Below are 22342 nucleotides of genomic sequence, written 5' to 3' on the forward strand. Positions count from 1 at the left end.
CCACCCCTTCAACTCTTGCGCTTCATCGCCTCATACGCCAACCGCTTGAACTCGAATGCAAATGGATGAGCAAAGCCATCTGACGCCGGGTATGTGTGCTTCCTCGAAAACGCAGCTTATGTCTTTGGCGCTTCGCGCATCACGCCCGGTCGATCGGCGCAATGTCGCAAACGGACGAGCGCAGGCCGATCGAGCCGCTGATCGGATCTGCATGTTGGTCCGAAACCAGGCGGTTGTAGTTCGCGCCGGCATCCGCGAGCGAATCGAACGCCGGCAGGCCCAGCTCATCATTGCCCTGCCACCAGCCATATTGGGCGCTTACTACCCGCCGGTCCAGGCTGTGATCGAATTTCGCACGCATGCGGGCGCGCCCGTTTTGGGTGCGGATCTCGACCCAGTCGTCTTCGCCTATGCCTCGTTCCGCCGCGGCATCCGGATGCATGCTGACTTCCGGATCGGGCGAGCGGCGACGTAACGAAGGGACATGGCGGTGTTGACTGTGGCAGTAATGAACGACTTTGGCCGAGGTCAGGACCAGCGGGAACGCGTCGTTGCCCGGACGGCGCGGCGACATGGCGGGCTCGACGAACTGCGGCAGCGGGTTTTCGCCTGCCTCGCGAAAACTCTCCGAGAAGATCTCGATTCTACCGGTTGGGGTTTTGAATCCCTCCTTGCGATAGCGAAAATAGTGCGGCTCGCCAGCAACGCTGATGCCGCCGGGCTGCGCGCGCAAATCATCCAGCGTCAATCCGAGCGGTGCGATGATCGCATTGAGCCCGGCGTTGATGTCGCCATCCCAAAACAGATCGCCAAAACCGAGACGCTTGGCCAGTTCGAACACGACATAGCCGTCGGAGGCGGATTCGCCTGCGCTGGGAATGACCGCCTGCCGCAACTGGACGAGATTTTGCGCGGCCTGACTGCCTTCAAATCCGACCCGCAACGCTTCGCGCTCCCAGGGCGTATTGATAGGAAGGAAGATGTCGGCGAAACCTGCGGTCGGCGTCATAACCACGTCGGTATGGACATGGAAATCGAGCTTGGCGAGCGCCTGGGCGCCCCGATCGCCGTTGGCATGGCTGAGGATGAAGTTTTTCCCGAAATCGAACAGGCCCCGGATCGGATACGGCTTGCCGTGAAGGATAGCTTCATACAGCACATCCGAACCGATCCAGCGGTCGCGGCCCGGGCCGAGCGGCGAACGCTTGAGCTCGATGCATTTGGCGCGCTGCGCCGCTGATAGGAACTCGCCGCCGCTGACGTCACGAGCGGGCGGGCGGGCATATTCGACGTTGCCGCCCGGTGCATCGAAGCTGCCGGTCAAGGCCATCAGCGTCGATATCGCGCGATCGGTCTGGGTTGCGTTGGTGTGCTGTCCGACACCCGACCACGCATAGTAGCTGACCGGGCCTGCCTCGAAGAGCAGTTTTGCGGTTTCCGTCACCTGTGCGGCCTTGACCCAGGCGATGGTCTCGACTCGATCGGGCGGGTACTCGTTACACAGGTCTCGATACAGGCCGAAGGCTGTTCGGCAAGGGAGCGACGCGCCGGTCGGCGACAAAAACTCGACCGATACATCAAGCTCCGGGATAACCGGTTGGAGATAGGCGCGCTGCGAAGCGGAATAGCCAACAGGCAATCCCGCGCTCGCATCCCATGCAACGAAATCATCGCCGCTAGCGCCAGAGGGCGGCGCGGCGAGATCCTCAGCGCGCAAGAATCGGTTGGTATCCTTGCGGACCAACAACGGACCATTGGTCCAGTCGCGGACAAATTGGACGTCGAACCAGCCGTTCCGGATCATCTCTCCGGCGATCCCAAGCGCCAAAGCGCCGTCGGCGCCCGGTCGCACGCGCAACCATTGATCCGCACGCATGGCAAAGCCCGCGCGCCGGGGATCGATCACGATGAGGCGCGCGCCGCGGGTTCGCGCCGATCGAACCGCTGTCGCGTGATCGAGCCAGGTTGCGCTCGGGTTGTGCCCCCACAGCACGATGCAGCCCGACTTTTCGAAGTCGGGCGACGCGATCGAACGCCCGAACGTAAAGGCATGAGCGTGGTCCTTGTGCCAATTGCAGATCTCGGTGCCATAGGCCACGTTGGGGCTGCCGAAGGCGTTCATGAAACGCTCGATCCAGCGCAGGTCATCCGAGATCGGGGTGCCGCTCGGCGTCGTCAGGCCGAAGGCGATCGCCTCCGCACCCGCCTCTCTGCGAATGCGATCGAGTTCGGACGCGGTCCGGTCGAGCGCCTCCTCCCATGTGATCCGTTGCCAGCCCGGGTCGGCATCGCCCTTCGGCCGTGTGCGCCTGAGCGGATAAAGTTGCCGCTGCGGGCTGTACACGATCTCGGAGGCCGCGCGGCCCTTGATGCAGAGCGATTGACCGGTGGGATGGTCCGGATTTGGTTCCTGGCCAATGAAGCGGCCTTCGCGCGTCACCAGGATAGCGCCGCAGCGCGACTTGCAGAGCGCGCAAAATCCCGGCGTCCTGATTTCCGTCTCGCTATCTGCTTTCAAGACCGCACCTCGATCGTTGCTTCGTGCGCCGCTGGCCAACTGATCAAACCAAGTGATCAAAACAAGTGATCAAGGCGCGTCGTTGAAGCCGTTCCGTCCAAAAACCGTGGCCTTCAACCGTGGCCAGCGCAATCATAGCCTTTGGCTATGACAATCGACAAGTTTTGTTCGTATGCAAGCTCCGCCGCAAAAGCGGTGCGAAAGCTGCCTCGGGCGCGGTGAAATCAGCCCCGGATGTTGCTACGCTGATCCTGGCAACGTTAACTGGAGCCGTTGGATGAGTCGCACCCACCGCTCCCGACCGCTCCATCATGTGGAAGCCCCAACCTACGGCGACGTTCCGAATCCAGACAGGGAGACAGGCCATGGTGAAACCGTTTCCGTCGAAGACCCACATCGGCAACCACATGCTGCATCCCGAAACGCTGATGCTGAACTACGGCTACGATCCGCAACTGTCGGAAGGAGCCGTCAAACCACCGGTCTTCCTGACCTCGACCTTCGTCTTTAGGACCGCCGAAGACGGACAGGACTTTTTCGATTTCGTCTCGGGTCGGCGCGAGCCGCCCGAAGGGATGGGCGCGGGCCTGGTTTATTCGCGGTTCAATCACCCCAACAGCGAGATCGTCGAGGACAGGCTCGCCGTCTACGAGCGCACCGAGAAATGCGCGCTGTTCTCATCCGGCATGGCGGCGATTGCGACCACGATCCTTGCGTTCGCCTGCCCTGGCGACGTCATTCTGCACTCTCAACCGCTCTATGGCGGGACGGAAACTCTGTTTGCGAAGACGCTTGCGGGCCTCTCCATCGGCGCCGTGGGTTTTGCCGACGGCATCGACGAAACCGCAGTCAGGCTGGCGGCGGGCGACGCCATGCGCAAAGGCCGGGTTGCGATGATTTTCATCGAAACCCCGGCCAATCCCACCACCGGCTTGGTCGATATTGCGATGGTCCGCCGCGTCGCCGAGATAATCGGCAAGGCCCAGGGGCACACGCCGATCGTCGCGTGCGACAATACATTGCTCGGGCCGGTGTTTCAGCGGCCGATCGAACACGGCGCGGATCTTTCGTTGTACTCGCTGACCAAATATGTCGGCGGTCATTCCGACCTGATCGCGGGCGCCGCGCTCGGGTCAAAAGCCATCATGAAAGACGTCAAAGCATTGCGAGGCGCCATCGGCACTCAACTGGACCCGCATTCCTGCTGGATGATCAGCCGGTCGCTCGAAACACTGAGCATCCGCATGGAAAAAGCTGACAGAAACGCGCGATTCGTAGCGGATTACCTGCGCGGCCACGCCAAAGTGGCGAAAGTCCATTACCTTGCTTACCACGACGAGTCTTCCCCCGCCGGCCGTGTGTTCGCGAGGCAATGCACCGGCGCGGGTTCTACGTTCTCGTTCGACATTGTGGGTGGCCAAGCCGCCGCATTCAAATTCTTGAATGCGCTGCAAATCTTCAAGCTGGCGGTGAGCCTGGGCGGCACCGAGTCACTTGCCAGCCTGCCCGCAAGCATGACCCACTCCGGGGTTCCGGCTGACGTCCGCCAAAAAATAGGCGTTCTCGACTCCACGATCCGGCTGTCGATCGGCATCGAACACCCGTCCGATCTGATCGCGGACATTGCGCAGGCTTTGAACGAGGCATAGTTGCACTCGTTGCGTGACGACCGGTGCAAGAACCGACAACAGCCTTTGACAGCGGAAGCGTGGGTCATAAGGCTAGCTGCCATCGCTCGTGGCCGAGGCTTTCGCCTTCGGTTATGCCCTTTCCCCCGTGGCGAGGCGGAGACCCGATAACACCAATTCGCGGTGCTCGGGATTAGTAAACATCTGTCCAATGACGAGCCATGGTCCGCCGGGACCAATGGCGTGGCGAGCCGCGAATTCACGCGCCTCGCTCAACCGCCCCATCTGCGCGTAGCACGAGGCGAGAAACCACAGCGTCAGGGTATAGGTCGGCAGCTCGAGGAACGAAGCCTCCAGAACGGCTGCCGCTTTGTCGAAACGCGGTTGGAAGAAGTGGCAAATGCCCATGCCTGTCAAATGAAATGCCCGCCGCATGGTGCGAGGGTCAAGTCGCAACGACATCTCGAAATGTTCTATCGCAAGATCGGGTTCACCGGAAACGGTTCGGATCCAGCCGCTCCATAACCAGCCGAATGCGTGGCTCGGATTACGGGCGAGCGCACCATCGACCCATCGCTTCAGGAGGTTGGGGTCTTCGCCGAGATTCAACAAGGCGCCGGCCGCACTGGTAACGGTCATGGGGTCGTCGGGTGCGGCTTCGCGAGCCCGTCGTGCCAAAACCCTGCCACGCTCACTTTCGACCGCGGCGCCTTCGCCCCATCCGCTCAGGAAATTCTGGGAATGACAAAGCGCCAGCGATGCCAGCGCCGGCCCATATTGCGGATCGCGCTCGATCGCCTGTTCGAGGAGTACGATGGCCTCCGCGATCGGCTCGCGCGCCCACGCACGAATGTGCGGAAGCGCACGCAGATACAAATTATACGCGCTCATATCGGCGGTGGGGCGATCCGCGGCGAGCTTGATTTCCGCATCCAGCAGCAGCGGATCGATGATCCCCGCCACGCTCGAGGCGACCTTGTCCTGGAGCTCGAACACCTCTTCCAGCGCGCCCTCGAATCTCTCAACCCATAGATGGAAGCCGGTCGAAGCGTCGATCAGCTGCCCCGTGATCCGCAGCCGCGAGCCCGCTTTTTGCACGCTGCCTTCCAGCACGTAGCGCACGCCAAGCTCGCGCCCGACCTGCCTGATGTCGACCGCCCTTCCCTTGTAGGTGAACGACGAATTGCGCGCGATCACGAACAGCGACTTGAAGCGCGATAGCGCAGTAATGATGTCTTCCACCAGACCGTCGGCAAAATAGTCCTGCTCGGGATCGGCGCTCAGGTTCTGGAACGGCAGCACGGCGATCGATGGCTTATCGGGAAGCGCGAGCGCGGGACCCTGGCCGGCGGGCGAAGCTGCTTGCGCGCCGGCGGAGCTTTCACCGCCAAGCTTGACCCGCCACGCCCGCATCAGCTCGGCAATGTTCTTCAGCGCCTGCGGCCCAAGGTCGTCGCAGGCGATGTCGACCTTGCCGCGGACCTGCCGATAAGCGTCATCGGAGAGGCAAACCCCGCCCGGCTCGGCGATGCCCTGAAGACGCACGGCGGTGTTGACGCAGTCACCGAAAATATCGTTCTCGTCGATGATGATTTCGCCGACGTGGACGCCGATGCGGAATTCGATCCGCCTTGTCTGCGGCACACCGGCATTGTTCTCCGCCATTTCGCGCTGCACGCCCACAGCGCAACTCACGGCATCGACCAAACTGCCAAACTCGACCAGCATGCCGTCGGTGGTGGTCTTCACGATGCGCCCGCGATGCGCGGCGATAGTGGTGTTGACGAGGGTCTTTCTGATTTCCTTCAGCCGGGCCAGGGTGCCTTCGACGTCGGCGCCCATGAGGCGCCCATGCCCGGCGACATCCGCCGCCAGCACTGCCGCAAGTCGTCGCTCCACGCGCTCGCCGGCCAAGAAGTCCCCCCAAAAATCCTCTGAATCGGCCCGCAATATCAAAGCACGTTGGCCGATCCGCAGCTAGGGGCGAGGGCTTTCAATTGGCGAGGAATGTCCGGTTTGAGTCAAAAGCCGGCGAGGCTATCCGAGCCGCCGTTCTTGCAACGCGGCGACGACGTCCGGCGCGGCTGCGGTGTTGTGAATCCCCAGCGTTTCCGAGGGATACTCGCCAAACAGCAGGCGATAATAGCGGGAGAACCGTCCCAATTCGATGAAGCCGTGTTGCATCGCCACCTCGGCAACCGTGACTTCCGCAGGCGCACTCTCTCTCAACGCCGAATGAACCGCACACAGCCGCTTGTGACGCAGAAAGGTCACCGGCCCCAAACCAAGGACGTCGTAGAAAGCGCGATGCAGGCTCCTTCGTGAGACATTGAACACAGCGCAGATCTCCGAAATGTGCACCGGCCGAGCACCAACGGAGTTGAGATAGTTCTCGACCTCTCGAACCAACCGCATCGCCGACGGCAAAGGGCCGCCGGTATCAGGAGGCAGCGAATGAAGGATCGTGCCCGTCAGGGCGTCCACGATCGATCGTTTCCAGAAATCGGCCGCGGCGTCGGATAATGTTGCCTGCTGTTCCCAAAGGCATGACGCGATCAGAGGCAATCTGCGCGTCGCAGCCAGACCGATCACTGAATCCGACCGGAAATGATTCTTGTCGCGCCAGCTTGCAAGGTCACTCAGCCGCGGTTCGCCTCGGAACACAGAGGCGACATCGGCCAGATCGAGGCGAATCGCGGCGTAGGCCGAGGCGCCATGGAAGCTTCCGTCGTGCTCGGTATTGGGCGGCATCACCAGGACATCTCCCGGCCGCATGTCGAAGGACCAGTGGGTGACGCGGTCCTTGGCGCTCAGAAGCATCCCGATCACAAGCTTGTCGTCGCTCGGCGCCCGCTGGGTCCGAACGCCAACCGAAAACGAACCTATGCTGAGGGAGAAGTCCCCGATCCCGAGATGGGTCAGCGAACCGCGAAATTTTCCGCGTCCGAGCTGCATCACGTCGACATGGGTGCCCTGGATCGCCCGATGAAGACCTTCGAAACCATCGAGGTTGCAGCTGTTGACCGAAAGAAGCCGGCTCATTGCCTTTCCGATCCTTCATTGCATCGGAAGCTTGTCAGCTTACTCGTTGCGACAAAATGCGGTGCCATGATGTTGCTTCAAGGGTTTTCCCCAACTTGACTTGAATTTTCCGAAAATGGCGATCCGCGTCGGGAGAGATGATCGATCTCAGCGTGGCATGTCGGACCCGGAATAGCTGGCTTTGCGGATTGGCACAAACTGCACATCACATTCGCAATAAGGTAGTCTAGCCTTGAGATTCGCTGATGCTCGCGCGGTGGCCGTACAATTTGTGGTGTTAGGCGCCACGGGGACGATTGCGCGCTCGAAGCGTGCAAAAGATGGGGCAGAGAGGCTGACGGGTTGCATCGGCTGCGCGCGCTTGCGGCGCCGCGGGGAATTGCAACGGCAAGGGGCCTGACAATGCTCTCAACAATCAACTCCGCTTTAAGCCGGACCCAGGGTTTCTGGGACGTCTGCTCGTAACGGCCTGCGTCTGGAGGGGACGTCATGACGCTGTTGCGGGCCGACATCGAGCGGAAGGATTGGCAGTCGCAGGATAGCGACATGGTCTGGATTCCCGGCGGCACGTTCCGCATGGGCTCCAACGATCATTATCCCGAGGAAGCGCCGGCTCATCGGGTGATGGTGGACGGCTTCTGGATCGACCGCACGCCGGTGACTAACCGGCAGTTCGGGCAATTCGTCGAGGCCATCGGATACGTCACATCAGCGGAAATTTCGCCCGATGGCGGGGATTACCCCGGGGCGTCGCCGCACATGTTCTATGCTGGCTCTTTTGTCTTCGCGCATCCGCCGTCGACCTTCGATCTTCGCGACTGGAACCAGTGGTGGTCCTTTATGAAGGGTGCCGATTGGCGGCATCCCTACGGCCCGAGGAGCAGCATCAGCGGACTGGACGATCATCCCGTCGTGCACGTCGCCTATTCGGATGCGCTGGCCTATGGGCGATGGGCAGGCAAGGATTTGCCAACCGAGGCCGAGTGGGAGTTCGCCGCGCGCGGCGGACTTGACGGCGCCGAGTTCGCATGGGGCGATGAATTCACGCCCGCTGGCGTGCACATGGCCAACACCTGGCAGGGCGAATTTCCGCTGCACAACCTCCATCTGGACGGATACGACCGTACCTCGCCGGTGACGGCCTTTCCCCCGAACGGCTATGGCGTTTGCGACATGATCGGCAATGTCTGGGAGTGGACCGCGGATTGGTACGCTCCCAGACATCAGGCCGATGCGCGAGAGGCGGGCTTCCTTCCCGAAAACCCGCGCGGCGGGCGGGTGGAGGAGAGCTACGATCCCCGTCTGCCCGACATCAGGGTACCGCGCAAGGTCCTTAAAGGCGGCTCGCATTTGTGCGCGCCCAGTTATTGCCGTCGCTACCGGCCGGCGGCGCGACATGCCGAGCCGGTCGACACATCCGCGAGCCATTTGGGTTTTCGGTGCATCATTCGAGCAGGGAGGAAGTCATGAGGTGGCGCGACAATCCTCTCCCGAGTGCCGAGGCACGCGCCCTAGAGCGCGATGACTTTTCTTCGAATCGTCATCCCGCTCTATCTTTTTTGTTTGAGCATGATCTTTTCGGAAAACCGGTACCCACTTTTCCGGATCATGCTCTAGCGTTGGCTCGGTCAGACTGATCCGTCCGGTGGCCGGCACCAACGACGTCAATCCGTTCCGATCCGCGACTGGCGCCGAAGGCCGTCCGGGAATGGGGGGCAGATGACGCTGAACGATCCAAAGACTTCGGCGAAAGGCGGGCCTCGTCGGCTCGGCTTCAAGACCTCCATCATCGCGCTGTTCGTCGCGATCGTTCTCGTCATCGGCCTGACCCTCGTCTATCTCAGTTTTTCGCGGATTACCGTGATCACCGACGCCGCCGCCAGCAAGTTCATCGGCGAGGTGGCCGAATTGTCGGCGGACCGGATCGGATCGCAATTGAAGCTGGTCCGCGACAACCTCGCGATATTGAACGCACTGCCGCCGATCCAGTCCGCGGAGATCGAGGACAACCCGCGGCTGAACGCGTTGCTCGCGGCGATGCTGAAGAACAACGACCAGCTGTTTAATCTCTATGTGGGCTACGACGACGGCTCGTTCATCGAGATGGATGCGATCGGTGGTTCGGGCCGGGAAACCCGTGCAAGGCTGGAGGCGCCCGAACAGGCCGCATTCCGCCTGGTCGTGATCTCGAGGTCCGACCCCGCCGGGATAAAATCCAGAAGGCTGTATCTGACCGACAGGCTGGAGCTGGTCAGGGAATTGCCGGGTCCGCTCGACTACGATCCGCGCGAACGGCCCTGGTACAAGGACGCCGATCGCCGCGACGGCAGTTGGCTGACCGGGCCGTATGTATTTTTCGCGACCGGAAAGCAAGGCTACACCGTGCAGTTGGCGCTCGAGCAGGGCAGGGGCGGCGTGGTCGCGGGCGACCTGTTGCTGAATGTGACGCAGGAGCTCTTGAAGCGCGAACAACTGACACCTTCCGCCGTCGCGTTCCTGTTTGACGACGACGATCGCATTCTGGCCCATCCAAAAATGTCGGAAATGCTGGGACGGGAGGTTTCGGGCAATATCCCCCGCCTTCGCGAGACCGATATGGCGGGAGTGCTCAAGGCGATCCGCGCCTGGCGCGAAGGCGGAATTTCCCAGCAGTTCTTCCACGACCCGGCGGGCCGGCTCTATGCCGCGGCGTTCCAGGCGATCCCGCATTCCGGCCCGGCTAATCTGCGCGTCGCCGTGGTGGCGCCGGTCGACGAGTTCTTTGCCAGCATCCTTTCCGAGCGTGGACGGCTGTTTGCCATTGCGCTCGGATTCGTCGCGCTCATGCTGCCGATCGTCTTTCTGATCGGTTCGCTGTTGTCCCGGGCGCTGCGGACGCTGGCCGACGAAACCGACAGAATTCAAAGGTTCGAATTTTCCGCCGCGCCACCGGTGCATTCGATGATTCGCGAGATCGATGACCTCGGCCGTTCGGTCGCCACGATGCGGACGGTGGCGCAGACGTTCTCGCGCTTCGTGCCGCGGCGATTGGTGGAGAAGCTGATCGAGACCGGAACGCCGCTGCAGCTTGGCGGCGTGCGGAGGGAAGTCACGTTGTTGTTTTCCGACGTCGTGAATTTCACGGAGATTACCGAGAAGGCCGACCCCGCGAGGGTGATGCAGTATACCTCGCGCTACTTTGCCGCCATGTCGCAAGAGATCATGCGACATTCCGGCACCGTCGATAAATTCATCGGCGATGCGATCATGGCGATCTGGAACGCGCCGGCCGACGACCCGGATCACGCCGCCAACGCCTGTGCGGCCGCGCTCGCCGCTCTGCGCGCCAACGACCGTTTGAATGCCCAATTCGAGCGCGAGGGATGGCCCGCCTACCGGACGCGATGCGGTCTGCACATCGGCGAGGCCGTCGTCGGCAATATCGGTTCGGAGGACCGCATGAACTACACCGCGCTGGGCGCCACAGTGAACCTAGCGGCGCGCCTTGAAGGGCTCAACAAGAGCTATGGCACTTCGATACTGGTCAGCTCGGCGCTGCGGCAGCGCGTGATGTCCAGGTTTCTGTTCCGCAGCGTCGATCGTATCAGTCCGAAGGGTTTTGCCGAGTCCTTCGAAATCTACGAATTGAGATGCGAACGCGGGAACGACCACGCGGCGCAATGCGAATTGTGCCGCGAATGGGAGCTCGTCTATTCCGCGCTGCGCCATGGGCCATTGGCGGCGGCCGAAGTGGAACTGACGGCGTTTCTCGCGAAATATCCGGACGACGGGGTCGCGCGGTACCATCGCGACTACCGGCCGTGAAGGCCGAAGCCGATCCCGCACATCGCACCGTGGCCACCGCGTCGCTGACATGATCGGAATGCCTCCTTCGGGTCAAAAACGCCGTTTTGACCGTCGCTCGGCCACTTCCGCTCTACCCCGATGAACGGACGTTCTCGTCGGCCGCTGGCATGTCTCAAACGTGCCAAGAGGCGATAACTGCGCGCCCGCATGAGGTTCTAACGGAGCCAACCGTCCCTTGGCGGCTGCGCTCGCCTTGAAACCAGCCACTAACGTTGCCGGAATTAAAGGGTCAGCCGGGTCGATAGACAGTAAAACCTAAGACAAGCAGGACCACGAAAATAATAAGGAGTGCGTCGAACAGTGCTCCCGCAACGTCAGCGGATACGCTAGATCGGTTAGCGACGCCCGATAGGCCTGCTGCAATCGACACCACGAGAAATAAGAGCACCCACTTGGAAATCGCCATTGCTATTCTCCAACGTGATGCGTTTCCGGCTCCGAACTCTCAAAGAGAGCCCCGTCGGAACGGGGCAAGGTATAGGGGGACTCTATTGCAGGGTGTCTAGTGGCATCACCGACACCGCTATTCCAGCTTCGTTGTAAATTGCCACGCACATACCTCGGTGACGAAAATTAGGATTTGCGGCGAGCATTGGCCGCGCCAAGCGGTTACCAATTTCGAACAGATCTTCCTTCTCAGCCCACTCCTCGTGAGGGACGGACTCGAAGCTGGTCAGATCAGTAATGCTGAGGGTGAAGAGTTGCATTTCAACCTCCACGCCAAAAACGCTAGCTGTCATGCGCGGTTCCATAAGCACACCGCAAAATTCCTAGACTCTGTCGGGTACCGGACAATGAGCTGACATCGTCAACGCCGCCTGTCGGGTCCGCTACGTGCCGATACTGTTGCAAAAGTCGAAAATCGAACGACTCTGAAAATCTCGCGAAAGCCGATGTTTGGACCTATCGGCCGCTGCAATGCTCGCTAGGGCGGATACGAAGGTCCGTGGTCGTGTTTGTGTAAAACGATGTGGTCCCCTCGCATCGCTGCGATCGGAACGCATCAGCGGCCCTAAAAAATTTCGTTCGTCAGCCCGAAGAGACTTTTTCAACAGTATCTGTCCAAAGCCGAAGTTTTGTTGCCTCAAAGTGATGTCAGCTTTGGCTCGAACGGCGGACATTGCTCGACGGGACCGACAAATTGGAAGCGTGCTAACTCCGGGGCTGCAACAAGGCACGTCGTTGAAACGGCTCAGGATTCGTCAGCATGTCTTAAAAGGTGCCAATCGCGGAAGTAACGGCATTCACGCCAGTCTTGTGCTAAATAGGACCATGCGGGGAAGGAGCACGGGGTGCGGCAGAATCTGCGAATACAGGTTCAGCATGAGCTGTCCACCGGCATCGACCTGACGCGGTGGGTTGGCTCGATCGGGCTCGCTGTCGCGGTCGGCATCGTATATTTCGTGGCAGCGCGGCTCAGCCTTGCTCTGCTGACCAAACCCGAGGGTGTTGCCGTTTTCTGGCCTGCCGCGGGTGTGTCCGCCGGTGTCCTGATCGCTCTCGGGTCGGCGGCGCTATGGCCGGTCGTTGTCGGCACCATGGCCGCGACCATCGTGGCTAATCTCTCTGGCGACCGCAATCTCTGGAGCGCTGTTCTCTTCGGCCTATGCAATGCAGGGGAAGCCGTGCTCACGGCATCGCTCATTTGGCATTACTTCGGTTCGGATTTCAGACTGAGCAAGTTACGCAACGTGCTGGGATTGGCAGGGGCGGCGATTATCGGGGTCGCTGTCTCCGGGATCGGCGGGGCTCTGACATTCAAATTGTTTCACAGCACGACGACGCCGATATTGACGATTTGGCAGCACTGGTTCGCATCGGACGGACTGGGGATAATCACGGTTGCACCGTTGCTGATAGAGCTTGCCTCAGCTTCGCGTGACCGGCCGCCGCTGAGCGAGCTCGTCGAAGGTGCTTTGGCGGTCGCAGCGCTGGCCCTGGTGAGTGGACTTGCCATTTTCCTGCGGTCGGAGCTGTTGGCGACCGTTGGGCCGGTCGCCGTGTTGTTCGCGCCGCTGTTGTGGCTTGCGGCTCGTTGCCGGCCGGTTTTCGCCGCCGCCGCCGCGTTCATTGTCAGCCTTTCAATCGTTTGGACCACCACCTTTGGTATTGGCTATTTCGGTAATCCCGGTCTTTCCATAGACGAGCGCGTCCTGGCGGCCCAGGTCAGCATTCTCCTTGTGACGATCGGCGCATCGGTTCTCGCCGCGCTGTTTGCCGAAATCCGGGACAAGAGGAGGTTGGCCGAAGCGGCTCTGCACGCCAGCGAAACACAACGCTATCTCATCGAAACCGAAAGACTGGCGGCGCTCGGCGGCCTGGTCGCAGGCGTTGCGCACGAAATCTCAAGCCCGATCGGCACCAGCCTCACGGTCGCATCGACGCTGGCGCACCGCAGCGCCGACTTCACAGACCAGATAGCCTCAGGCCAGGTGCGGCGCGCCTTGCTCGTCGATTTCGCCGACGGCTGTCGCGGCGCCGCAGAACAGCTCGTCGCGAACTTGCAGCGCGCTGGAGGGTTAATTCAATCGTTCAAGCAGGTCGCCGTCGATCGCAGCAGTGATGATCGGCGCGCCTTCGACCTCAAACTCGCAACCGAGCAGGTCATCGCGAGTGTGCGATCGCGCCTAGTGAAATCTCAATCGTCACTCGCCATCGAGATGCCCTCCGATATCACGCTGGACAGCTACCCCGGCGCTTACGGGCAGGTGCTGACCAACCTCATCTTCAACGCCGTCGCTCACGGCTTCACCGATGGGGCTGGCGGACAGATGCTGATCAAGGCGCGCCGCCTCGGCATGGACCAGGTCGAGATCACTTTCTCCGATGACGGCAGCGGCATTCCGGAAGAAGTTCAGCGCCGCGTTTTTGATCCGTTTTTCACCACCGGACGCGCGCAGGGCAGTACCGGCCTCGGCCTGTACATCGTCTATAATCTCGTGACGCAACAGCTCGGTGGCAGGATCGCGCTCGTCTCAGCGCCGGGAAAGGGAACGAGCATTAGCATGACACTTCCCGTGCTCGCCCCCGGTTAGAAAACATGGTCGACGGCGCAATATGAGGTTTGGCGCCGTTCCGCTTTCGATCATCGCCACCTCCGGACTGTGGCTCTACATCATCTACCTCGGCTTCGCGTTCGGCCATCCGATGGCGTTCGCTGACGGCCAGGCCGCCTTTCATGAGAACACCACGATGTCGGCGCGGTTGCTCTCCGCGCTGACACTGGAACGATTCGGCAAGCTCAATCTGACCGACGTGAGTCCGGCCGGTCTCGACCAGTGGTTCACGCTGCTCTTCTTCGCGCTGATCGGATGCTCATCCGGGAGGCGCCTTGCGTGCGACAGCTGTCTGTTGCCGGCGCGTTAGACGGCCATAGGTCAGGACGCTGTCGCCTCGACGGGCAGCGTGAATTGAAAGGTCGCACCCCGTCCGGTGTTGGGGCTCGCCCACAAATGGCCGCCGTGAGACGCGATGATCCGCCGACTTATGGACAGTCCCATGCCGGTGCCTCGCGGTTTCGTGGTGAAGAATGCCTCGAAAATGCGCTCGGCTTCATCGATCGAAAGCCCGATGCCCGTATCACTCACCGAAATCAATAATTGACCATCCTCGGTCCTCTTCGATGCGATGCTCAGTTCACCACATGTGTCTTGCATCGCCTCGATGCCGTTGAGCATGAGGTTCATCAAGACCTGCTGCAGCTGGACGCGGTCTGCTGTCGTCGTCGGAAGCTCCGGATCGAGGTCGGTGCGGATTGAAACGGCGTTCCGATTCGCCGTATGGCCCAGCAACACGCTCATCTCTCGAACGATTTCGTTGAGGTCGACCAATTCCCGCTCCGGCGTGCCCCGCCTGTAGAGCGAGCTAACGCGGTCGATGATGCCGCCGGCGCGCGCCATGGCCGCGACCATTGCCGAGGCAGCCCTCGATGCTTGTGTCACGTCGGGTGCGTCACGACGGAGCCAGTTCATGCAGGCCTCGCCGTTGAGGGCCGCAGCGGCAATCGGCTGCTTGATTTCGTGAGCCAGCGAGGCGGCCAGCTCTCCCATCATGCTGACGCGATTCATATGTGCGAGATCCGCCTCGAGCTGGCGCAATCTTTCGCGCTCTTCTTCGGCGCGCTTGCGGTCGGTAATATCCATTACCGCCCCGACGAAGACGAAACTCTCGGGATCTTCGCCGGTTGAGGGATTAGCCACGGCTCGAACGTATTTGACGGAGCCATCGGCCATCAGCAGGCGATGCTCGGCGGTAAACTCGCTCCTCTCGATCGAGGCGCGGTCGATGATTTGCCGCAGTTGCATCCGGTCGTCCGGATGAGTTCGGTCAAGCACGATCTGCACGGTCGGCTCTGTTGTTGGCTCGCATTCGAATATCCGATAAGTCTCATCGGACCAGTAGATTTTCCCGCTCGCCGGGTCCCAGCCGAAGCTCCCGGTGTTGCTCAATCGCTGCGCCTCCGCCAGATACGTCTCACTCCGGCGAAACGCCTCCTCGGCCTTCTTGCGTTCGGCGCGTTCTCGGGCGTCGCGCAGCGCGCGTTGCACGGAGGGCACCAGCCTCGACAGTCGCGACTTCACAACATAATCCGTGGCCCCAGTTTTGACCGCCTCGATCGCCACTTCTTCGCCGAGCGACCCGGAAACGAAGATGAAGGGCAGATCGGCGCGGGCATCGAGCGCAAGCTTCAATGCGGAAAGGCCGTCGAAGGAGGGAAGTTTGTAATCCGCGAGAATGAGGTCGATTCCGGCGTTCTCAAGACCGGCGACGAACTCGGCGCGCGTTTGAACGCGGGTTACTTCACAGACAAAATGATTGGCTTCAAGGAGCGCTTGAATGAGCTCCGCGTCATGGGCGTTATCCTCCAGCAACAGAACCCGAAGAGGAGATGTCACTTCTTCACGCTGCCCGGCGGCGGCTCGTTGATGACCGCCCAGAAAACGCCGAGTTCCTTCACCGCGTTGACAAACTCGTGAAAATCGACCGGCTTTACGACATAGGCGTTCACCCCGAGGCTGTAGCTTCTCATCATGTCCTTCTCCTCATGGGATGACGTCAGCACCACCACGGGTACCATCTTCAGGCGCTCGTCGGACTTGATCTGCTGCAGGACCTCCAATCCACCGACCTTCGGCAGCTTTAGATCGAGCAGCATGACAGCGGGGTTTCCGGTGGAGCGCGTGTTGAATTCCCCCCGGCAGTAGAGGTAATCCAGGGCTTGTTGTCCGTCGCGGGTAACCACGACCTCGTTTGCCAGGTTATAGTCCGTCAGCGCCGTAAGCGTCAGCTCCACGTCGTTCGGGTCGTCCTCGACGATCAAAATGCGTCCCAGTGTGGTCATGGAGCGTTCGCCCTCCTCTCCGCTGCATCTTGGGCTTTCGGAAGCGAGAAGTAGAAAGTCGCGCCTTGATCTACCGCTCCCTCGCCCCGGACCTTGCCGCCATGGCGGTGGATGATGCGCTGAACGGTGGCCAGTCCTATTCCGGTGCCTTCAAACTGTTCAGGCAGATGCAGACGTTGAAAGACGCCGAACAGCTTGTTGACGTACTGCATGTCAAAGCCTGCGCCGTTGTCCCTCACGAACACCTCGACTTCTTCTTTATTTTTATTGCAGTCCACACAGCCAATCTCGATTTCAGCCGGCCTTCGCATGCGTGTGAATTTAGCGGCGTTGGAAACAAGGTTGACAACGACCAGCTTCAGCATGGAACGGTCTCCGTAACAGACCGGAAGCGCGCCGATCTTCCAAGCAATGTCGCGACTCTTCATGTCCTGCCCGATTTCCGCGACCACCTCCTTGACGAGCTGCTCCAGGTCCACCTCCGTCTCTCTGGTCTCGGCACGCCCGATCCTGGAAAACGCCAGCAGGTCGTCGATCAGGTTGCCCATTCTTTTTGCTGAGTCGAGAATCGTTCGTATGAATCGCTGACTCTTCTCGTCGAGCAACGACGATGCCTGTCTTTGCAGCAGCTCCGAGTACCCGACCATGTGGCGAAGTGGTGCCCGCAGGTCGTGGGAGACGGAATATGCAAAAGATTCCAATTCCTTGTTGCTCGCTTCGAGCTCGGCAGCCCGTTTGCCGAGTTCCCGATTGAGTTTGCGAATTTCGTCCTCTCGGTGCCTGCGCTGTTCCACTTCGACCTGAAGGTTGTCGCGCGCTTGGCGAAGGCTGTCCTCGATTCGGCGTCGGACGGCGCTGAACGAGGCAACGATGACCGACCATGCGACGAAAACGAAAAAATAAGGTAGATCTCTACGGGAAATGTAGAAGGAATAGATGGGCTCCGCAAAGAAGTAGGCAAAGCAGGCCGAGGACAATAGAACGGCCAGCACGGAAGGCCCGGCTCCTGCATACCAAGTGGTGAAGGCGATGGCCACCGTAAGAACCGGCAGCTCCACGTCTCGGAACTGGTAATATTGCAACGCGAACGCCACCCCAAGCGCGATCGCGACGGAAACGACTGCAAAGCCGTAGCGCAGGATCGGTGAGTGGATTCTCTGAAATTCTTGGTTCCAGTACGCCAAGTTGCGCCTCACTCCGACATGGGTTGGTCCTTCCGCAAGCTCGGTCATCGTGACACTTTGCTACCGATGGCTCTGGCTCTGCCGGGAGCGGGCGCAACGCAGTGGCCAAGCGATGTCAGAATGTAACTGTGGTCCCACCCCGTCAGGACACCGCGGATCCTCACGCGTTCCATGGCGGCTCCGGCAAAGGACCAACGCGGCGTCCTCATGAAGGGTGTGGGCCGATCGCTCCATCCGAGGATCCCTCGCTCCGGCAGCCGCCGTATCGCCGGCATCAATCCCCGATCGCCCCCGAGCCGGTGCCTATAGCGTCACGGGTCCTGGCCCGCAGCAGCCCCGCAAGCCGCCAGCGACGGCTGGTCACAATCTTCGGCGCGTATTCTTCGACGGGATTACGGTATAGGATTCACGCTCCGCCCGCCACTTGAAATCGGGCTGATGTCGCGCGCGTAGGGAGAGCTACGCCCTTGATCAGCGCGGTCAGTCGGTCGGGGCCGCCCCGGCGGAATTCCGATTGAGAAAAAATTCTCCTTTGCGATCAAACTGATTTGCCCTGTCCAGTCCTCTCCGAAAAAAGATTCCCGTTTCCCGCCACCCCAAATCACCTCTATATCCCTCGCCATCCCGTCCCGCTTTGAGGGGCGTATCGCGATCGTCACGGACGTTGGAACGGGATGCGGTGGACGCGGCAGTGCCCGCGCACGGTTTGATTTCAGGGCGGGCCGATGAGGCCTGTGAGCGATCAGGGTGTGCGCAGACGAACGGCGCTTTCGCGGACGGCAAAATCGTGTGGTCCTGACGCCTCGACGCCGGCGTCAAGTCTGCGGTGGTGTTGCGAGCCCGACCGGGCGGACAAGACCTTTATCCGCAGGCGACGGTGACAAGAAAGCCCGATCGCCGGGGAGAGCACGAAGGAAGCCGTTAAAACCATTGCGTGCGGGAATGCCGGGTTGTTCCGGTGGACCTGTGGTGACTAACGCGCGTGTTACTACACTACACGCGCGGCTGCGGGTGCATCGGCGCCCGGCATTCCCCACGCCCTCTTGGGCGGACAGTTCATGCATCACCCGGGCATATCGTGCCGCGGGATCGCGGACCCGCGCCGGAAGCGGGTCTTTTGACTATTCCGGCATTTCCCCTTCGGTTGAAAACGCTTTATGGTGCCGCGCGGCTTTGCCATCGGCAAACTTGGATTATCAACCAATATCAAAGGCTTAGAGCTCGACCTAAGCCTTTGGAGGGCGGTTTGACTCGGTACATTTCAACGAGGGGTGAGGCCCCGGCCTTGGGTTTCTGCGACGTCATGCTGACCGGGCTTGCCCGCGACGGCGGCCTCTACGTGCCCGAAGCCTGGCCGCAACTTTCGTCCGAGACCATCGCCGGATTCTTCGGCCGGCCCTATTGGGAAGTCGCGGTCGATGTGATCCGCCCGTTTGTCGGCGGCGAAATTTCCGACGCCGATCTCGGGCGGATGGCGAACGAGGCCTATGCGACGTTCCGCCATCCGGCGGTGGTTCCGCTGGACCAGATCGGGCCCAACGAGTTCTTGCTGGAGCTGTTTCACGGGCCGACCTTGGCGTTCAAGGACGTCGCGATGCAGTTGATCTCGCGGCTGATGGATCATGTGCTGGCGCAGCGCGCGCAACGCACCACCATCGTGGTCGCGACCTCAGGCGATACCGGCGGCGCCGCGGTCGAAGCGTTTTCCGGGCTCGAAAATGTCGACCTGATCGTGCTGTTTCCGCACGGCCGCATTTCCGACGTGCAGCGGCGGATGATGACGACGTCAGGCGCATCCAATGTCCACGCGCTCGCCATCGAAGGCACGTTCGATGATTGCCAGGCGATCGTGAAGGGCATGTTCAATCATCACGGTTTTCGCGATTCGGTTTCGCTCTCAGGCGTCAACTCGATCAACTGGGCGCGGATCGTCGCGCAGGTGGTGTATTATTTCACGTCTGCGGTCGCGCTCGGCTCGCCGGCGCGGACGGTGGACTTCACCGTGCCGACCGGGAATTTCGGCGACATTTTTGCAGGCTTCGTGGCAAAGCGCATGGGGCTGCCGATCCGCTGGCTGCGGATCGCCGCCAACGTCAACGACATCCTGCCGCGCACGCTGAAGACCGGCATCTATGAAGTGCGCGAGGTGCACGCGTCCGCTTCGCCCTCGATGGACATCCAGGTCTCCTCGAATTTCGAGCGGCTGTTGTTCGAGGCCGGCCGGCGGGACGCCGGCACGGTTCGAAGGCTGATGGCATCGCTCAAGCAATCCGGACGTTTCGTATTGCCGGATGCGACGCTGGCCGCTATCCGCGAGGAATTTGACGCTGGGCGCGCTGACGAGACCGAGACCGCTGCCGCGATCCGCGCCGCCTGGCGCGAGGCCGGCGATCTCGTCGATCCCCATACCGCGGTAGCGCTCGCGGTCGCCGATCGCGACACTTCGGACTCGAAGATCCCCAACATCGTCCTGTCCACCGCGCATCCGGCGAAATTTCCCGACGCGGTGGAGGCGGCCTGCGGCGTGCGCCCGCAATTGCCGGCCTGGCTCGAGGGCCTGATGACAAAACAAGAGCACATCAAAATCATGAAGAACGATCAAGTCGAAGTCGAACAATTCGTGCGCGCGGTCAGCCGCGCCGCGAAGCAAGGAGTTGCCGGATGAGCGTCGATGTCACCAAGCTTCCCTCAGGTCTCACGGTGATCACCGACACCATGCCGCATCTGGAAACCGCGGCGCTCGGGGTGTGGGCCGGCGTCGGCGGCCGCGACGAAAAGCCGAACGAGCACGGCATCTCGCATCTCCTGGAACACATGGCGTTCAAGGGCACCACGCGGCGCTCTTCGCGCGAAATCGTCGAGGAGATCGAGGCAGTCGGCGGCGATCTCAATGCCGGCACCTCGACCGAGACCACCGCCTATTATGCCCGGGTGATGAAGGCCGACGTGCCCTTGGCGCTCGATGTGCTGTCCGATATTCTCACCAATCCCTCGTTCGTGCCGGACGAACTGGAGCGCGAGAAGAACGTCATCGTCCAGGAAATCGGCGCGGCGCAGGACACGCCCGACGACGTCGTGTTCGAGCATCTCAACGAATTGTGCTACCCGGATCAGCCGATGGGCCGCTCGTTGCTCGGGACCGCAAAGACTCTGAAGGGTTTTAACCGCGACACCCTGCGCGGCTACCTCTCGACGCATTATCGCGGCCCGGACATGGTGGTGGCAGCCGCCGGCGCGGTCGATCACCAGCGGGTGGTCGAGGAGGTGACGCGGCGGTTTGCGAGTTTTGAGGGCACGCCCGCGCCGAAGCCGCAAGCGGCGATGTTCGGCAAGGGCGGCTCGCGCGTGGTGCATCGCGAGCTCGAACAGGCGCATCTGACGCTGGCGCTTGAGGGCGTGCCGCAGACCGATTTGTCGTTATTTTCCTTGCAGGTCTTCACCAACACGCTCGGTGGCGGGATGTCGTCGCGGCTGTTCCAGGAAGTGCGGGAGAAGCGCGGTTTGTGCTATTCGATCTACACCTTCCACGCGCCCTATACCGACACCGGGTTTTTCGGGCTCTATACCGGCACCGACCCCGGCGACGCGCCCGAAATGATGGAGGTGATCGTCGACGTCATCAATGACGCGGTCGAAACCCTGACCGAAGCCGAGATCGCGCGCGCCAAGGCGCAGATGAAGGCCGGGCTTCTGATGGCGCTGGAGAGCTGCAGCTCGCGCGCCGAACAGCTTGCCCGCCACGTGCTGGCCTATGGGCGCCCTCTGACGGTGGAAGAGCTGGTTGCCCGGATCGATGCCGTCAGCGTCGAATCGACCCGGAACGCCGCGCGGGGCCTTTTGTCGCGCAGCCGGCCGGCCGTGGTGGCGCTTGGCAGCGGAAGGGGTCTGGACACGGCGGTGTCTTTTGCGGAAGGATTGACCCGGTCGAAGGCCAAGGCGCGCCTGCATTAGAGGCGGCGGCGTCCTTGGCGTTTAAGGGTTCGGGCAGCGGAGAGTAAACAAGATGGCCCTGTTTCGGCTTCCATCCAGCGGACCGGCGGCGCTCGCCCCGCGCGGCCATGGCCTGTTGCTGCGCGCCCCGCAGATGTCGGATTTCCTGCAATGGACGCATTTGCGCGAATCGAGCCGCGAATATCTGACGCCGTGGGAGCCGATCTGGCCGTCCGACGATTTGACCCGCTCCGGCTTCCGGCGGCGCCTGCGCCGCTATGCCGAGGACATCGCCGCCGACCGCTCCTATCCGTTCATCGTGTTTCGCGAGATCGATGGGGCGATGATCGGCGGCGTCACATTGGCAAATGTGCGCCGCGGCATCGTGCAGGCCGGCACCATCGGCTATTGGGTCGGCCAGCCGCATGCGCATCGCGGTTACATGACGGCGGCGCTGCGGGTGCTGTTGCCGTCTTTGTTCGGCGAGCTCAATCTGCACCGCATCGAGGCCGCCTGTATCCCTTCCAATGGGCCTTCGATCCGGGTGCTGGAGAAATGCGGTTTTGCCCGCGAGGGGCTGGCGCGGCGCTATCTCTGCATCAACGGCGTCTGGCAGGATCATCTGCTGTTCGGCCTGCTGCATGAGGATTTTCGCGGCTAACTCTTAAGCCTTAAGATTGTGCAGCGCGCCTTGGGTTCGCCGCCATTGCGCTGTTATAAGCCGTCCGGGGTGAGAAACCGAAAGGGTGCCAGGGACATCGATGGGTGACGAAGCTGTGATAACGAGGGCTGCTCGGTCGAGCAGGTCTTCCAGAAGCGCGATATTGGCCGTGGTATCACTTGGACTATGTTG

The 22342-nt window shown here is 61.3% G+C and carries 16 protein-coding genes; 9 read left to right on the forward strand and 7 right to left on the reverse strand.

Annotated features, from left to right (window positions below; genetic code table 11):
• Positions 1 to 139: 139 nt before the first annotated feature.
• Positions 140 to 2518 carry a molybdopterin-containing oxidoreductase family protein gene (locus tag B5526_RS22935; RefSeq protein WP_079545207.1) on the reverse strand — a complete coding sequence of 793 codons (2379 nt, stop codon included), beginning with the start codon at positions 2516 to 2518 and terminating at the stop codon, positions 140 to 142.
• A gap of 365 nt (positions 2519 to 2883) precedes the next feature.
• Here B5526_RS22935 and B5526_RS22940 point away from each other — a divergent pair, with 365 nt between their 5' ends.
• A complete protein-coding gene (locus B5526_RS22940; RefSeq protein ID WP_079541896.1) occupies positions 2884 to 4167 on the forward strand; it encodes a cystathionine gamma-synthase family protein in 1284 nt (427 codons plus the stop codon).
• 111 nt (positions 4168 to 4278) lie between these two features.
• Here B5526_RS22940 and B5526_RS22945 read toward each other — a convergent pair whose 3' ends face one another.
• A complete protein-coding gene (locus tag B5526_RS22945; RefSeq protein WP_079541898.1) occupies positions 4279 to 6060 on the reverse strand; it encodes an adenylate/guanylate cyclase domain-containing protein in 1782 nt (593 codons plus the stop codon).
• 123 nt (positions 6061 to 6183) lie between these two features.
• Positions 6184 to 6897 carry a helix-turn-helix domain-containing protein gene (locus tag B5526_RS22950; protein WP_349642785.1) on the reverse strand — a complete coding sequence of 238 codons (714 nt, stop codon included), beginning with the start codon at positions 6895 to 6897 and terminating at the stop codon, positions 6184 to 6186.
• A gap of 36 nt (positions 6898 to 6933) precedes the next feature.
• Between B5526_RS22950 and B5526_RS39610 the strand changes: the two genes are divergently transcribed.
• The 3 genes from B5526_RS39610 to B5526_RS22960 all read left to right on the forward strand — a co-directional run bounded on the left by B5526_RS39610 (position 6934) and on the right by B5526_RS22960 (position 10992).
• Positions 6934 to 7287 carry a hypothetical protein gene (locus tag B5526_RS39610; RefSeq protein WP_349642743.1) on the forward strand — a complete coding sequence of 118 codons (354 nt, stop codon included), beginning with the start codon at positions 6934 to 6936 and terminating at the stop codon, positions 7285 to 7287.
• Between the two features lie 390 nt (positions 7288 to 7677).
• Positions 7678 to 8658, forward strand: a complete 981-nt coding sequence (locus B5526_RS22955) for a formylglycine-generating enzyme family protein (RefSeq protein WP_244562034.1) — start codon at positions 7678 to 7680, stop codon at positions 8656 to 8658.
• A gap of 249 nt (positions 8659 to 8907) precedes the next feature.
• Positions 8908 to 10992: an adenylate/guanylate cyclase domain-containing protein gene (locus B5526_RS22960; protein WP_079541903.1), complete on the forward strand. Its 2085-nt coding sequence runs from the start codon at positions 8908 to 8910 to the stop codon at positions 10990 to 10992.
• A 530-nt stretch (positions 10993 to 11522) separates the two neighbouring features.
• Here B5526_RS22960 and B5526_RS22970 read toward each other — a convergent pair.
• Entirely contained in the window at positions 11523 to 11774 is a 252-nt protein-coding gene (locus tag B5526_RS22970) for a hypothetical protein (protein ID WP_154071398.1), read from the reverse strand.
• A 552-nt stretch (positions 11775 to 12326) separates the two neighbouring features.
• Here B5526_RS22970 and B5526_RS22975 point away from each other — a divergent pair.
• Positions 12327 to 14069 carry an ATP-binding protein gene (locus B5526_RS22975; RefSeq protein WP_079541909.1) on the forward strand — a complete coding sequence of 581 codons (1743 nt, stop codon included), beginning with the start codon at positions 12327 to 12329 and terminating at the stop codon, positions 14067 to 14069.
• A gap of 22 nt (positions 14070 to 14091) precedes the next feature.
• The gene (locus tag B5526_RS22980) at positions 14092 to 14400 is read left to right on the forward strand and encodes a hypothetical protein (RefSeq protein WP_079541911.1); all 309 of its coding nucleotides are present in this window, start codon (positions 14092 to 14094) and stop codon (positions 14398 to 14400) included.
• 11 nt (positions 14401 to 14411) lie between these two features.
• Here B5526_RS22980 and B5526_RS22985 read toward each other — a convergent pair whose 3' ends face one another.
• The 3 genes from B5526_RS22985 to B5526_RS22995 are packed head-to-tail and all read right to left on the reverse strand — an operon-like array spanning position 14412 to position 17607.
• A complete protein-coding gene (locus B5526_RS22985; protein ID WP_079541913.1) occupies positions 14412 to 15929 on the reverse strand; it encodes a sensor histidine kinase in 1518 nt (505 codons plus the stop codon).
• A complete protein-coding gene (locus B5526_RS22990; RefSeq protein WP_079541915.1) occupies positions 15926 to 16375 on the reverse strand; it encodes a response regulator in 450 nt (149 codons plus the stop codon). Before B5526_RS22990 ends, B5526_RS22985 begins: the two co-directional genes overlap by 4 nt.
• The gene (locus B5526_RS22995; RefSeq protein WP_079541917.1) at positions 16372 to 17607 is read right to left on the reverse strand and encodes a PAS domain-containing sensor histidine kinase; all 1236 of its coding nucleotides are present in this window, start codon (positions 17605 to 17607) and stop codon (positions 16372 to 16374) included. The genes B5526_RS22990 and B5526_RS22995 overlap by 4 nt, the downstream gene beginning before the upstream one ends.
• A gap of 1198 nt (positions 17608 to 18805) precedes the next feature.
• On the opposite strand from B5526_RS22995, the gene thrC reads away from it, so the two are divergent.
• From thrC to B5526_RS23010, 3 genes are read left to right on the forward strand one after another with little or no spacing between them, the layout of a single operon-like run.
• A complete protein-coding gene (thrC, locus tag B5526_RS23000; protein WP_079545209.1) occupies positions 18806 to 20224 on the forward strand; it encodes a threonine synthase in 1419 nt (472 codons plus the stop codon).
• Positions 20221 to 21510, forward strand: coding sequence for a M16 family metallopeptidase (locus B5526_RS23005; protein ID WP_079541919.1), 1290 nt, complete (start codon positions 20221 to 20223; stop codon positions 21508 to 21510). The genes thrC and B5526_RS23005 overlap by 4 nt, the downstream gene beginning before the upstream one ends.
• 52 nt (positions 21511 to 21562) lie before the next feature.
• Positions 21563 to 22150 (forward strand): GNAT family N-acetyltransferase, encoded by a 588-nt coding sequence (locus B5526_RS23010; RefSeq protein WP_079541921.1) that lies wholly within the window; start codon positions 21563 to 21565, stop codon positions 22148 to 22150.
• Positions 22151 to 22342: the final 192 nt, after the last annotated feature.

This window comes from Bradyrhizobium lablabi (genome assembly GCF_900141755.1).
Lineage (GTDB): Bacteria > Pseudomonadota > Alphaproteobacteria > Rhizobiales > Xanthobacteraceae > Bradyrhizobium > Bradyrhizobium lablabi_A.

Bases quoted from the DNA above. Each gene is read 5' to 3' on its own strand.
- B5526_RS23010 (WP_079541921.1), top strand. From the start codon at position 21,563: ATGGCCCTGTTTCGGCTTCCATCCAGCGGACCGGCGGCGCTCGCCCCG.
- B5526_RS22950 (WP_349642785.1), bottom strand. From the start codon at position 6,897: ATGCCGCCCAATACCGAGCACGACGGAAGCTTCCATGGCGCCTCGGCC.
- B5526_RS22955 (WP_244562034.1), top strand. From the start codon at position 7,678: ATGACGCTGTTGCGGGCCGACATCGAGCGGAAGGATTGGCAGTCGCAG.
- B5526_RS22960 (WP_079541903.1), top strand. From the start codon at position 8,908: ATGACGCTGAACGATCCAAAGACTTCGGCGAAAGGCGGGCCTCGTCGG.
- B5526_RS22995 (WP_079541917.1), bottom strand. From the start codon at position 17,607: ATGACCGAGCTTGCGGAAGGACCAACCCATGTCGGAGTGAGGCGCAAC.
- B5526_RS22940 (WP_079541896.1), top strand. From the start codon at position 2,884: ATGGTGAAACCGTTTCCGTCGAAGACCCACATCGGCAACCACATGCTG.
- B5526_RS22990 (WP_079541915.1), bottom strand. From the start codon at position 16,375: ATGACCACACTGGGACGCATTTTGATCGTCGAGGACGACCCGAACGAC.
- B5526_RS23005 (WP_079541919.1), top strand. From the start codon at position 20,221: ATGAGCGTCGATGTCACCAAGCTTCCCTCAGGTCTCACGGTGATCACC.
- B5526_RS22970 (WP_154071398.1), bottom strand. From the start codon at position 11,774: ATGACAGCTAGCGTTTTTGGCGTGGAGGTTGAAATGCAACTCTTCACC.
- B5526_RS22980 (WP_079541911.1), top strand. From the start codon at position 14,092: ATGAGGTTTGGCGCCGTTCCGCTTTCGATCATCGCCACCTCCGGACTG.